Origin of the sequence: Streptomyces sp. R33, from assembly GCF_041200175.1 — a bacterium.
GTDB lineage: Bacteria > Actinomycetota > Actinomycetes > Streptomycetales > Streptomycetaceae > Streptomyces > Streptomyces katrae_B.
Genome location: NZ_CP165727.1, coordinates 8609004 through 8621714 on the forward strand (window position 1 = coordinate 8609004; position 12711 = coordinate 8621714).

General features: G+C 67.6%; 9 protein-coding genes and 3 pseudogenes. 4 read left to right on the top strand and 8 right to left on the bottom strand.

Features of this window, described 5'->3' with window-relative positions; translation table 11 throughout:
• Positions 1-16: 16 nt before the first annotated feature.
• On the bottom strand, positions 17-472 hold the full coding sequence (locus AB5J51_RS39795) for an alpha/beta fold hydrolase (RefSeq protein WP_369780097.1): 456 nt from the start codon (positions 470-472) through the stop codon (positions 17-19).
• 411 nt (positions 473-883) lie between these two features.
• Between AB5J51_RS39795 and AB5J51_RS39800 the strand changes: the two genes are divergently transcribed.
• Positions 884-1720: an enoyl-CoA hydratase/isomerase family protein gene (locus tag AB5J51_RS39800; RefSeq protein WP_369780098.1), complete on the top strand. Its 837-nt coding sequence runs from the start codon at positions 884-886 to the stop codon at positions 1718-1720.
• Positions 1721-1772: 52 nt separating this feature from the next.
• Here AB5J51_RS39800 and AB5J51_RS39805 read toward each other — a convergent pair.
• Together AB5J51_RS39805 and AB5J51_RS39810 are read right to left on the bottom strand one after the other, a co-directional pair.
• Positions 1773-2042 (bottom strand): annotated as a pseudogene (locus tag AB5J51_RS39805) (ATP-binding protein); the annotation flags it as partial.
• Between the two features lie 844 nt (positions 2043-2886).
• A complete protein-coding gene (locus tag AB5J51_RS39810; protein WP_369780099.1) occupies positions 2887-3144 on the bottom strand; it encodes a hypothetical protein in 258 nt (85 codons plus the stop codon).
• A 57-nt stretch (positions 3145-3201) separates the two neighbouring features.
• Here AB5J51_RS39810 and AB5J51_RS39815 point away from each other — a divergent pair.
• Positions 3202-4010, top strand: a protein-coding gene (locus AB5J51_RS39815) for an IS5 family transposase (RefSeq protein ID WP_369780033.1) whose coding sequence is annotated in 2 segments (ribosomal slippage) — positions 3202-3559 and positions 3559-4010 — 810 coding nt in all. Because the reading frame shifts where the segments join, the coding sequence is not laid out codon by codon here.
• 195 nt (positions 4011-4205) lie between these two features.
• Here the strand turns inward: AB5J51_RS39815 and AB5J51_RS39820 are convergent.
• Positions 4206-5390, bottom strand: a complete 1185-nt coding sequence (locus AB5J51_RS39820) for an IS701 family transposase (protein ID WP_369780100.1) — start codon at positions 5388-5390, stop codon at positions 4206-4208.
• Positions 5391-5520: 130 nt separating this feature from the next.
• Here AB5J51_RS39820 and AB5J51_RS39825 point away from each other — a divergent pair.
• Positions 5521-6500 (top strand): annotated as a pseudogene (locus AB5J51_RS39825) (IS5 family transposase).
• 265 nt (positions 6501-6765) lie between these two features.
• Here the strand turns inward: AB5J51_RS39825 and AB5J51_RS39830 are convergent.
• Positions 6766-7794 (bottom strand): ATP-dependent DNA ligase, encoded by a 1029-nt coding sequence (locus AB5J51_RS39830; RefSeq protein WP_369780101.1) that lies wholly within the window; start codon positions 7792-7794, stop codon positions 6766-6768.
• Positions 7795-9618: 1824 nt separating this feature from the next.
• Here AB5J51_RS39830 and AB5J51_RS39835 point away from each other — a divergent pair.
• Positions 9619-10427 (top strand): IS5 family transposase gene (locus tag AB5J51_RS39835; RefSeq protein WP_369780102.1). Its coding sequence is split into 2 segments (ribosomal slippage): positions 9619-9976 and positions 9976-10427, totalling 810 coding nucleotides; the frame shifts between segments, so codons are not numbered across the junction.
• A gap of 107 nt (positions 10428-10534) precedes the next feature.
• Here AB5J51_RS39835 and AB5J51_RS39840 read toward each other — a convergent pair.
• From AB5J51_RS39840 to AB5J51_RS39850, 3 genes and pseudogenes are all read right to left on the bottom strand, one after another.
• Positions 10535-11152 (bottom strand): annotated as a pseudogene (locus tag AB5J51_RS39840) (helicase-related protein); the annotation flags it as partial.
• On the bottom strand, positions 11097-11657 hold the full coding sequence (locus tag AB5J51_RS39845) for a hypothetical protein (RefSeq protein ID WP_369780103.1): 561 nt from the start codon (positions 11655-11657) through the stop codon (positions 11097-11099). The gene AB5J51_RS39845 and the pseudogene AB5J51_RS39840, both read right to left, overlap by 56 nt.
• Positions 11658-11998: 341 nt before the next feature.
• On the bottom strand, positions 11999-12634 hold the full coding sequence (locus AB5J51_RS39850) for a TetR/AcrR family transcriptional regulator (protein ID WP_369780104.1): 636 nt from the start codon (positions 12632-12634) through the stop codon (positions 11999-12001).
• Positions 12635-12711: the final 77 nt, after the last annotated feature.

Consider the following 12711-nt stretch of genomic DNA (forward strand, 5'->3'; position numbering starts at 1 on the left):
GGGAAGCCGATCCGGGTCAGTTGGCCTCCCACCAGCGGGTGACGACGTCGGCGTAGGCGTCGGCGCCCTCCTCCCAGGCGAAGTGGCCGACGTCGATGAGGTCCAGCTTGCTGTTGGGCAGGTGCAGGTCCAGATACTCGGCGTTCTCGGGCGGTACGACCGCGTCGTTGCGGCCTGCCAGGATCTGGACCGGCGTCTCCAGGCGGGGCAGCAGCTCGCCGAGGACGGGCATTTCAGCGGGGTGCGCGCGGACGTAGGGCAGCTGGTCGGCGAACCGCTGACCCGTGTAGGACGCGAGGTAGTCCTCGCGCACGACGTCCGGCAATTCGTAGCCGTGGATGCCGCCGATCGCGGCGGTCACGGCGGCCTTGGCGCTCATGGCCCGATAGGGGGACAGGTCCTCGTCGAACACCCAGTCCTTCAGGGGGCTTCCCAGGTTCAGCGGGACTGCCGTCCCTCCGGTGCCCACCACCAGCGGCCACCCGCACGATGAAGTCACCCATCGCGGTCGGGGACAGCAGGTCCTCGCGCAGCTCGGAATGGCCGAACCCGGGCAGGTCCACCGCAGTCAGGTGAGCGTGCCGGGCCAGCTTCGACCAGATCGCGTCATAGGCGTACAGGCTCTCGGGCCACGGGCTGAGCAGCAGAGCCTCGCGGGCGCGGGGCACGTCACTCTCCGCGTACCGGATGGACAGTCCGTCGATGGTCCGGAACCGGGGCCTGATCTCGCTCATTTACCCGTCCTCTCAGGGGCCTTCGTGGCACGCGCCCCGGGCCGTGACGCAAACGTGTCTATGACAACACGGACAGCGACACGCGGCGACGGCGCGCCCGCGGGACCCGGGGAGAGGGCTAATGTCGCCGGGTACCGAACGGAGTCCCCATGACCTTCGCCTGCTCCTCGATCCGGACCCGGCTCGAAGAGGGCGTTCTGTGGGCCACCCTCGACGCGGGCCCGCTCAACCTCCTCGGTGTCGATCTGGTGCGTGACCTGGTCTCCCTTGTCGACACCCTGGACGACGACCCCGGCGACGTACGCGTCCTCGTCATCGACAGCGCCTCGCCGGACTACTTCTCGGCGCACGTGGATCTCACCGCGGTCCCGCAGTACACCGCGGAGGCGGCCAAGGCCGGCGGCCCCGGTGACGCCTCGCTCGGCATGTTCCTGCACAGGCTGTCGCGCGTCCCCGTGATCACCATCGCCAAAGTGCGCGGCCGTGCCCGCGGCGGCGGCAACGAACTCGCACTGGCCTGCGACATGACCTTCGCATCGCGCGAGAACGCGGTCTTCGGCCAGTTCGAGTGCGGGACCGGCGCCCTTCCCGGCGCGGGCGGCATCCAGCACCTGACCCGGCGGCTCGGCCGCACTCGCGCCATCGAGGCCGTCGCAGGAGCGGCCGATTTCACCGCCGACCTCGCCGAGCGCTACGGCTGGATCAACCGTGCCCTGCCCGACGCCGAACTGGACGGCTTCGTCGAGCACCTGGCCAAGCGCATCGCCGGATTCCCGCCCCAGGGGGTCCGGGCCGCCAAGCGCTCGATCAACGACCTCACGCTGGCGGAGCCCGCGCACATCCGCTCCGACGCCGCCACCTTCCAGGCCCTGATCACCCTGCCCGAAACCCGCGAGCGCCTGGAGCACCTGACCCACCGAGGACTCCAGCGCGCGGGCGAGACCGAACGCGACCTCGGCACGGCCGTGGCGGAGTTCCCCCGTTGACATGGCACATCCCGCCCAGCCGCCGAACGCTTCGCGCAAATGTTCCGTGAGGCTACGACTCGCCCGCGGCAAGGGGGAACTCCGTCCAGACGGTCTTGCCGTCCCGGGTGTAGCGGGTGCCCCACCGCTCGGTGAGCTGGGCCACCAGGAAGAGTCCGCGGCCGCCCTCATCGGTGGTGCGCGCCCGTCGTAGGTGCGGAGCCGTGCTGCTGCCGTCGGAAACCTCGCAGATCAGGCTGCGGTCGCGGATGAGCCGCAGGGTCCCCGACCCGCCGCCGTACCGGTAGGCGTTGGTGACCAGTTCACTGACGACCAATTCGGCGGCCGGAGAGACGGTGGAGAAGGCCGAACCGGCGGCGGAGCCGACCGGTGCCGTCGACCTCATGGAGGCCCTGCGCGCCAGTGTCGAGCGGGCCCGGAGTCCCAAGGACACCGGCGAGAAGGCCGCCTCCCCCGGCGCCCGCGCGGCCGACGGAAAGAAGGCGCCGGCCGCGAAGAAGCGGGCGCGCTCCGGGCCGGCGGCCAAGGGCCGGGAGCTGGGGTCTCGAACCGGTCCGGGTGCCGGGCCGCGGCGAACAGCGCCGCGGGAGTGCCGATGCCGGGACCCACGACGTGCGGTTTTGTCAAAGATCCGCTTCGCAGTGTGCTTCTGCTTCGGCGGAGCGTCCAGATCTGCCTGAAGGAAGCCGTCGATGATCCGCTTGTAGGGGTCCAGCCGGGTCGTCCGGGGACGGTGTTTCTTGCGCGGCTCCGGCCACTGAGCATCCAGAGCCCTGCGGACGGTTCGCCAGGTCACGCCGTACTTGTGCTCCAGAGCACGCATCGACACGTTGCCCTGACGGTGGTCACGACGGATCGCCGCGTACAGCTCGACCTTCGACTTCGGCAGGCGCATGGAGCCCCCAATGGGAGAAGCACACGCAGCGTCCCATCACAAGGCCTCAGCCGCCGTCAAAACAAAGCAACATCCACTAGATCGGTCAGGACTGCCTCCCACAAGCGCTAACAAACGCCTCCCTCACTCACTGACATGCGCACCGGGTGGATGCGCACCACCGCGCCAGTGCGCATCGTGCGCGCGGCTACGGACGCCCAGTCATGGACTGCACCGTGCGGGCCCACTCCAGGTGTTCATCGCGCATGCTCTCCAGGGCGGCGCGGGTGTCTCAGTGGTCGTCGGGGTCGGGGATGACGTTCTCGACGAAGCGGATGATGCTGCGGGCGATGCCCAGCACGGCCGTAGTAGGGGAGTCGCGCGTCCAGTCCCGCAGGGCGGACAGCAAGATGCACCCGACCTCGTCCAGGGTGAAGGAGTCCGCGTGCGGCTCCCCGTCACCCAGGAACCCCGTGACGGGGAAGACGATGTTCTCGGCGAGCCGCAGCAACAGGAAGGCCAGCTCCGGAGTGGCCGGCGTGCGGGGCACCCACGCTTCTCCTATTAGACGTCGTTTCTTATGGCGTGATCGTTCGTTGAACCGTGCATGACGGACTTGGTTGAGCGGCTGGTGCCGGATGAGTTGTGGGTCCTGTTTCGGCGGGTGGTGCCGCCGACTGAGGTGATACGCCCGCAGGGCGGGGGCCGACGGCGGGCGGGTGACCGCGAGGCGCTGGCGGCAATCATCTTCGTGGCGACGTCGGGCTGCACGTGGCGGCAGCTCCCGCCGGTGTTCGGCCCGAGCTGGCAGACGGTCTACCGACGCTTCGCCCAGTGGAGCAGGGCCCGTGTCTGGGCTCGGCTCCACCGAGTGATCCTCGACGAACTCGGAGCTCGAGGCGATCTGGACTGGTCGCGGTGCGCGATCGACTCGGTCAGTCTCAGGGCTGCAAAAGGGGGCCACTGACAGGACCGAATCCGACCGACCGCGGCAAGCCGGGATCGAAAATCCACCTGATCACCGACCGGAATGGACTGCCGATCTCGCTGGGGATCTCGAGCGCCAACATGCACGACAGTCTCGGCCTTGAACCGCTCGTGCGCGGGATCCCGCCCATCCGGTCCCGCCGCGGCCCACGGCGACGAAGGCCGGCGAAGTTGCACGCCGACAAGGGTTACGACTATCCCCATCTGCGTCGATGGCTACGCAAACGCGGCATCCGCCATCGCATCGCGCGCAAGGGGATCGAGTCCTCAATGCGGCTCGGCCGACACCGCTGGGTCGTTGAGAGAACCGTGTCCTGGCTCGCCGGCTGCCGTCGGCTCCACCGCCGATACGAGCGCAAGGCCGAACACTTCCTCGCCTTTGTTGGCATCGCCGCTGCCCTGATCTGCCACCGCCGCCTCACCAAATGAAACGATGTCTTAGGCGATGGGCCCCAGCGCCTTAGTACTGCAACGGTGCTTGTCGTGATGGTTGGGCAGTTTCTGGTGGTGTGTGGCCGCGTCGTTTGTAGTGACTGACGCGGGCTTGGTGTTGACGTCTGCGGCGCCAGTGTGACCAGTGCAGGATGTGGTCGATGGTCGGGCGGGGCCGGGTGAGCCGGCTGATCAGGCGTCGGATTTCGGGCAGGGTGAGGGGTATGAGCTGGGAGGATCCGTTTCTGCTTTCCCGGTGTCGAGTTCGCGGGCCCTCAGGACGGTGAGGCAGGCGTGGGCGGCCATGGCCAGGGTCATGTGGCGGTGCCAGCCGTCGTAGCGGCGGACCTGGTAGTCGTCCAGGCCGCACTCCTGCTTCGCAGTCTGGAAGCATTCCTCGACCGCCCACCGGCTTCCCGCGACGTGGATCAGCTCATCCAGTGTGGTCTCGGCGGGGCAGTAGGCGATGTAGTAGGAGATCTCCTCGGGCCGGCGGACACTGCGGCGGGCGATCACCCAGTGCCGGCGGTCCTCGCGGTGCCAGGGCCTCACCTCGACCCTCGCCCAGTCGTAGACCCGCGGGCCATGGGCCCCCATCCCGCAGGAACGACGCTTCCACTTCTGCCGGGGCAGCCCGGGAAAGAGGTCGTGGACGGGGTGGTCGATCCCCCAGCGGGTGACGACGGTGTCGTGCCGGGTGGTGGCCATGACATGGAAGACATCCGCCCGCTCGAGCTCCGTGCGCCAGCCCTTGGAGAAGCCGTAAGCGGCATCCGCGGTCACCCACCGGAACGGAATCCGGCCTGTGATCGCCCGGCGGACCATGGCCTTGGCCATCACCACCTTCGTCTCGAAGGCGACCGTGTCCTCAATGCCGGCAGCCCGGCACCGTTCCCGGTCTTCCGTCCATGACGTGGGCAGATACAGACGGCGGTCGATCAACGTGCGGCCCCGGCCGCCGGCATAGGCGAGGAACACTCCGATCTGGGAGTTTTCTGTCCGCCCGGCGGTGCCGGAGTACTGGCGCTGGACCCCGGCCGAGCGGACACCCTTCTTCAGGAACCCCGTGTCGTCCACGATCAGCACCGCATCCGGGTCTCCGAGATGCTCCACGACGTAGTCCCGCACGTCGTCCAGGACCTCATCGGCGTCCCAGTCGATCCGGTTCAGCAACCGATGGATCCGGTCCGGACCCCCATGCCCGGCCTCCTCGGCAAGCGTCCACCCGTTCTTCCGCTCCAACGGAGCGATCAGCCCCCGCATATAGGCAAGAGCCGACTCCCGCGGCTCCGACCTGGAGAAACGATGCACGAACCGCTCATGCAAAGCCTTCAGTTCACCCGCCCACAACCGGGCATCAACAAGTTCCCCACCCATGAACTGAACAACGACCGACCTGCCCAACCGTCACGGCAAGCACCGTTGCAGTACTAGGGCCTGTGTGATGTCGTGATCAGCTTCTGGGTTCTGTCCTGTTCGCGGGGTGGGATCCGGTAGGACTGGGGGCGTGACGCGCAGGCAACTCACCCATGCCCAGTGGAAGTTCATCGAGCCGTATCTGCCGATCGGTAGGTACGGCCCGTACCCGGAGCGGTTGCGGGAGCAGTTCGAGGGGGTGATCTGGCGGTTTAGGTCCAGTGCCCAGTGGCGCGAGATGCCTGCCGAGTTCGGCCCCTGGGCCACCGTCTACGGACGCTTCCGCGTCTGGCGGGACGCCGGTGTGTTCACCGCCCTGCTGGAAGGCCTGATCGCCGAGGGGGCCCGGGTGGGCAGAACAGACTTGTCGCTGGTCAGCGTGGACTCCACAACGGTCCGCGCCCACCACGACGCCGCGGGGATGCGCGTCAGCAAGCACCTCATGAAGGCCCTGGAAGAAGCCGCACAGGAGCAGGAGACGGCCCGGCAAAAAGGGGCGGACCGGAGGAACAGAACGGACAGGCAGAGCGCCGGTGCATCCGGCGCAGACGCAAGCTCCGTCTGACCGAAGCCCTGCTCGGCAGGTCCCGGGGCGGCCTCACCAGCAAGATTCACCTCGCCGCTGACCGCAGGTGCCGTCCGCTTGCGCTGGTCTTGACCGCCGGACAGGCCGGGGACAGCCCGCAGTTCATCCCCGTGCTCGCGAAAGTGAAAGTCCGCCTGCCGGTCGGCCGTCCCCGCACCAAGCCCGACGCAGTCGCCGCGGACAAGGCCTATTCGTCCCGAGGAAACCGCGCCTACCTGCGTAAACGCGGAATCAAGGCCGTCATCCCGGAAAAGCGGGACCAGGCCGCCAACCGCAAGAAGAAGGGCGCACGAGGCGGCCGACCCATCGTCCACGATGCCGACCTCTACAAGGAACGGAACACGGTCGAACGCCTGATCAACAAACTGAAAGCCTGGCGAGGCATCGCCACCCGCTACGACAAAACCCCGGACAGCTACCTCGCCGGCCTCCACCTCCGCGCCGCAATGATCTGGATCGATGACCTACTCAAGACCGCCGAATGATCACGACATCACACAGACCCTAGTACTGCAACGGTGCTTGCCGTGACGGTTGGGCAGTTTCTGGTGGAGTCTGGCCGCGTCAATCCGTAGTGGCTGGTGCGGGTTTGGTGCTGTCATCTGCGTCGCCGTGACCCAGTGCAGGACGTGCTGGATGAGTGCCGGCCGGCGGTGGGTGAGGCGGTGAATCAGGCGTCGCAACTCGTGGTAGCTGAGGGGGACAAGTCAAACGGGTGACGGGCGACCGGCCGCTGGCGCCCGGCTGCGCTCAACCGGCCGCGGCGGCCGAACCGGCCCCGAACCGGGGCACGTCCTCAGCCTCCATGTCCAGGCGCAGCCGCCTGTACCGGAGCGGATGCCGGAATACGCCGCCCCTGTCGGTGGCCCGGTCGGCGCTGATCTCCGCCACCAGCTCGGGGCGGACCAGGATCGCGTCCAGGGCCTCCCGCGACCCCCAGGCCGCCGCGAACCGCACGCCGGTCCAGGGGTGCCCGGGGTCGGCGGCGGCCAGGTACTCCCCGACCTGCCGGGACACCTCCGGGCGCAGCGGTACGGTGCGGCCGACCTCGCGCAGCCGGCCGGCCTGGTCGTGGCGGCCGAGGATCAGGAGCTGCGGGCGGGTCAGGGTGCCGGTGATGGCGCCGGTGATGGCTTCGGTGGTGTCTCGTCGGCGGATCTTGGTCCACCCGCGGTACGAGGGGAGATAGCGGCTGGTCAGGGGCTTGACCACGATGCCCTCCACCCCGGACACATCCGTCCAGGTCTCCAGCCACTCCCGGGCCTTGGCCAGGTCTGTCGTCATCGGGCACAGCGTCCACGGGGCTGTCAGGGCGTGGTCGGTGAACAGCTGTTCCAGGAGAGCGCGCCGCTCCTTGTACGGGCGCGATAGCAGCTCCTGGCCGTCCAGCTGCAGGACGTCGAACGCGACGAAGTAGGCCGGCCACCGGACGGCGAGGCTGCCGGCGCCGCGGGCGCGGGCGGCGGCCCGGCGCTGCAACGCCTCGAACGACAACCGGCCCGCCTCCACATCCCAGACGAGCAGTTCGCCATCGAGGACCAGGCCGTGCGGCAGCTGCTGCTCGGCGGCCGTCACCAGGTCCGGGAACCGGTCCTGGACCAGCGAACCGCGCCGGGTCTGCACCAGCACCCGCCCGCCCGGCTCGGCCCCGGTGAACAGCAGCGCCCGGTGACCGTCCAGCTTCTGCTCATACGCCACCCCGGCACGCAGCGCAGCTGGGCCCGGCACGGACTCGGCGGCCTGCGCCAGCATCGGCTCCACCGGCGGTCGAAGCACCATCCCGGGGCCTCCCTCACGACTTGCCCCTCTTCCAGAGTCGGCCAGGCCGGCTCCACACGGTCCGGCGGGACGGCCGTGGACCCCATCCGAGGGGCCCGGCGGGGCCGTCAGGGCCAGCGCCAGGGCCTGCTCGAGGCATCCGGATACGTCACCATCCACCCCATGCCTACCCAGCCCGCAAGGTCTCCCCGCCGCGGGTGTGGCCGACCACAAGCAGCCCCTGTGACTGAGCACGATAGTTGGCTCGGATGGACAAATCCGATGCTCAGAATCTGCCGTACCCCAACGGCAGCCACGGAGCACTCCGTCCCGGACGATGCCTAGTACTGCAACGGTGCTTGCTGTGACGGTTGGGCAGTTTCTGGCGGTGTGTGGCCGCGACCTCAGTAATAGGCTTGGGACACTGCCACTTGGGTTGGCAGGGTGCTGCGGCTGGCGGATGGCAGCCCCCGCCTTCGATCTCCGATTCCATCAGGTTCTCTCGGTCCACCCCCGCCACTCCCGCGTCGGCGGGGGAGCACGGCTGACCGTGAACGACGGGCCGACCCAGGTCGGTGCACCCCAGCGTCGGCAAGTGAGCACGGCTCTGCGACCAACACGGCCACCAATGGCGGCGGTCCACCCCGCGTCGGCGGGGAGCACGCCACGGTGGTGAAGAGGCGTCGCCTGATCGGCCTACGGCGCGAAGCCCCGCTCAGCCAAGGTTCGGAGCGCTGGAGCCATCCACCATCCGATTGCCTGATCAAGATTTAGGCTGGAGGATTGCACGGTTCGCCATAACCGGCAATTGTCGTGTAGCCACCTTGTGTTCTCATTTCATACTCGACGCCCGCCGGTACGTAAACCCAGTCATTTGGACTATAACTCTTTCCATTGCGTCCGAATGCGCCAGCGATAACGAACCGCAAGATTGCTTCATCGTGTTGATGGGCCGCTACATCTGACGGCCCTTCGCACTCGGTCAGAACCAGGAACTTGACGCTCGACATGTCGACTGGGATCACATACTTGTTGATCGAGGCCTAAAGTTTGCTTGCCGCGTGAGATCGCGTCACTGCCCGGCCTGGAAAGTGTTCGAATCGAGGATCTCAGCCTCGCGGTCCGAGATGAAGTCCTCGAAGTCGAGTTCGGAATACAGGTGGAGGGCACCCATGCCGATCCCTCCTATTCGCGGCGGCATCCGCCGAGTCGAACCGGTAGCCGGGCCGCACTCAGCGGAGGGCCATCAGGGGCTGGAGTGAGATTAGGGTCTCGTTGACGCCGAAGGATCCTGATTTTCTTCGACTTCCAGCCTCTTGTTGGAATTCTCCGCTCGAAAATACCCATAAACGGACACAAGTGCCGCTGTAATAAGTAGTCCAGGGTCACCGACGAGGCGAAGTAGCACTACGCCGAGGGCAACAGGCATGATGAAGTCAATGAAAGATCTGAAATAAATCCCCAGAGCGAGGCCGCCGAGCAGGAACCCCCAGACTGCTGCCACTTGCGGATTTCGCTTGAGCTTCAAACGCGGGAGCCGATCGAAGAGTTGATCCACGCTCTCCATTGCCATGGGATCACCAGCCACTCTACGAGCGTTCAACTAATCTGCAACCCCCGCACCTATTATCGTCCTGCTTTACAGGATCCACAATATTTGAATTCTCCACAAGTCTAGCTGCCGCGGTGACAGTCGCCCAGCGGGCGATCATTCCGAGCTCGATACCGGGTCGACAGTGCAGGCAAGCCTCCAGGCCGACGACCAGGGTCCGATTCATGGGCGACACCGTAGCCGCGCACACTAAGACGTCGTTTCTTATGGCGTGATCGTTCGTTGAACCGTGCATGACGGACTTGGTTGAGCGGCTGGTGCCGGATGAGTTGTGGGTCCTGTTTCGGCGGGTGGTGCCGCCGACTGAGGTGATACGCCCGCAGGGCGGGGGCCGACGGCGGGCGGGTGACCGCGAGGCGCTGGCGGCAATCATCTTCGTGGCGACGTCGGGCTGCACGTGGCGGCAGCTCCCGCCGGTGTTCGGCCCGAGCTGGCAGACGGTCTACCGACGCTTCGCCCAGTGGAGCAGGGCCCGTGTCTGGGCTCGGCTCCACCGAGTGATCCTCGACGAACTCGGAGCTCGAGGCGATCTGGACTGGTCTCGGTGCGCGATCGACTCCGTCAGTCTCAGGGCCGCAAAAGGGGGCCACTGACAGGACCGAATCCGACCGACCGCGGCAAGCCGGGATCGAAAATCCACCTGATCACCGACCGGAATGGACTGCCGATCTCGCTGGGGATCTCGAGCGCCAACATGCACGACAGTCTCGGCCTTGAACCGCTCGTGCGCGGGATCCCGCCCATCCGGTCCCGCCGCGGCCCACGGCGACGAAGGCCGGCGAAGTTGCACGCCGACAAGGGGTACGACTATCCCCATCTGCGTCGATGGCTACGCAAACGCGGCATCCGCCATCGCATCGCGCGCAAGGGGATCGAGTCCTCAAAGCGGCTCGGCCGACACCGCTGGGTCGTTGAGAGAACCGTGTCCTGGCTCGCCGGCTGCCGTCGGCTCCACCGCCGATACGAGCGCAAGGCCGAACACTTCCTCGCCTTTGTTGGCATAGCCGCTGCCCTGATCTGCCACCGCCACCTCACCAAATGAAACGATGTCTTCGAAGAAAGAATGTCCTCGGGATCTTCGTCAGCGTCCAGAAATACCGGCACGATCAGGGTGGCCACCTTGCCCTCTCCGGGCTTTTGGCGGAGGGCGCGGCCGATGGCCTGGACGATGTCGACGGCCGACCCCTTGGGGTCGATCAGGGCCACACTGTCCACGGCTCGAATATCGACGCCTTCGCCCAAAACGCGGCAATTTGAGAGCACGGCGCGGCCGGCGCGGCGGCCGAAGTCCGCGAGCACGTCGGCCCGGTGTTCGGCCTCGTGCTGGCCGCGCAGCCACCCCGTCCACAGCTTCGCGGGGTGGCCCTCCGTGAAGTCGATGGCCTCACGCCAGGGCAGCCCGCCGATCGTGCCCATGACGGGACTCTGTAGGGGGCTGGGGCCCGGCTGCCGGCTACCGGCCTGCCTCCACGTGGTCCCGGCGCGCTTGGAGACCTGGTCGATGGAGGCGCCGGTGATACCCGCGACGTACTGGACGTTCAGGCACCGGCGACCGGCGTGCATGCGAGTGGGTAGCGGGTGGCCGGCGGCGAGGAGCCCGTCGACGTACGAATGCAACGCGGCCAGGGAGGCGGGGGTGCCGACGTTGCTGTTTGCCGCGGCGCTGAGCTGGCGGCGCACGGCGGCCGCAGTCAGGATGTCCTCGGCGTAGTCATCGACCATCCTTCTCCCCGCCCTGGGTGCTTGTCGCGGGCGGCAGGTAGTCATCGACGCCGTGGACGTCCCAGGGTGGTCTGCCGACGCCCAGGGGGCTGGGGCCAAGGCCGTCGAACACCCACAGCCGGGTCAGCGCGATGAGCGCCTTGTGTACGGTGTTGCGGGCGGTTCCGTTTTCCAGCAGGAAACTTCCGTACCTATCCAGTGTCTTGCTGTCGCACGAGCGCAGCGATCCTAGGCCCCGTGCGTGCATCCAGATGGCCAGCCGTCTCCAGTTCCACGCGGTCTGGTGTCGAGCGGGCAAGCGGTCCTCCGGGTGGTGGTACTCCACCGCGGACACCTTGCCCTGGCTCGGGGCCGGTCCGTCCGACATGCCCGGAAGGCAATCGATCACGACACACACGCGCCCGAGCAGGTCGCGGACGGTCCAGGGGCGAGCTGGGAGCTCTCCTTCGGTCTCGGACCGTCCTGACACGGCATCATTGAGCGCTTCGCAGGCCCGGCGAAACGCTTCAACCACACGGTCACGACGGTGACGTTGCCAACTGAACGGCATGGCCCCGGCCGACATGATGCTGACCTCAGCATGCGGGATGCTCCACCACGCAGACTCTCCACGGAACAGGCCCGCGACCCCTCCCAGTCCCAGGTGTCGTAGTACGCGGGCACCTCTGCGGGCGGCGCCTTGGCGGGAAGGTGACCGCCATGAACGTCATCAGCGGCGACGTCGACGTGACAGCGATGCGCTCGAGTACCCCAGACATCTGGATGAACGCACCGCAGTCCTCGGTGGCTTCGATAGCGCTACGGGCACGGCCGCACCGTGCCAGGGTGAAGCCGCCCCAGACCGAGAGGGCGCCGCGCGGACCGTTGGCGTCGACGCGGTCCGGTGGTCGGTCAGGCGAGGTCGGGGAGGGGGCGCCGGGCGACCTCGTGGGCGTCGTCCGGCGGGACGCCCAGCATGCGCAGGACCATCTCGGCGAGGTTCACCGCGGCGTCATCGCCGTCCACGTCGGGGCGGGCGAATCTCAGCTCTACCAGGGACAGCAGGGTTCCACCCAGTGCGGACAGGGCCACTATCGGGTCGACGGCGGTGAAGCGGCCGGAGGCCATGCCGACCTCGACGTCCCGGCGGGCCCGTCGGGCCAGGCCGTTGTCCGAGTGGATGTGGCCCAGGCCGCGACGGCGCAGCACCTGCATCAACTCCGGGTGCGACTCGGCCATGCGGGCGCTGAGCCGGAAGCCCGTCGCGACGAGCTCCGCGGGGTCGTCGATGCCGGCCAGGCGCTCGTCGAAGGTCTGGCCGAACTCCTCCAGCGCGTCCTGCACCGCGGCCTCGAACAGCTCCGTCTTGGAGTCGAAGTGGTTGTAGAACGAGCCGAAGCCGACGTCTGCGCGCTCGGCGATCACCTGGATGCTGACGCTGGTGTCCCCGGTCTCGGCGAGTATCTGGCGGGCCGCGCGGACGAGAGCTCCGCGGGTCTCGGCGCGACGCCGCTCGAATCGGTTGCTGGGCCGGGCTGACGTAGGCATACGCAGAGTCTAACCGTGGAGACGATGATGATCGCAGTCCTGATGAATTCATCATCTCCTGCCGCGAACACCTTGAC

Bases quoted from the DNA above. Each gene is read 5' to 3' on its own strand.
- AB5J51_RS39830 (WP_369780101.1), bottom strand. From the start codon at position 7,794: ATGGTGCTTCGACCGCCGGTGGAGCCGATGCTGGCGCAGGCCGCCGAG.
- AB5J51_RS39850 (WP_369780104.1), bottom strand. From the start codon at position 12,634: ATGCCTACGTCAGCCCGGCCCAGCAACCGATTCGAGCGGCGTCGCGCC.
- AB5J51_RS39820 (WP_369780100.1), bottom strand. From the start codon at position 5,390: ATGGGTGGGGAACTTGTTGATGCCCGGTTGTGGGCGGGTGAACTGAAG.
- AB5J51_RS39800 (WP_369780098.1), top strand. From the start codon at position 884: ATGACCTTCGCCTGCTCCTCGATCCGGACCCGGCTCGAAGAGGGCGTT.
- AB5J51_RS39845 (WP_369780103.1), bottom strand. From the start codon at position 11,657: ATGCCGTTCAGTTGGCAACGTCACCGTCGTGACCGTGTGGTTGAAGCG.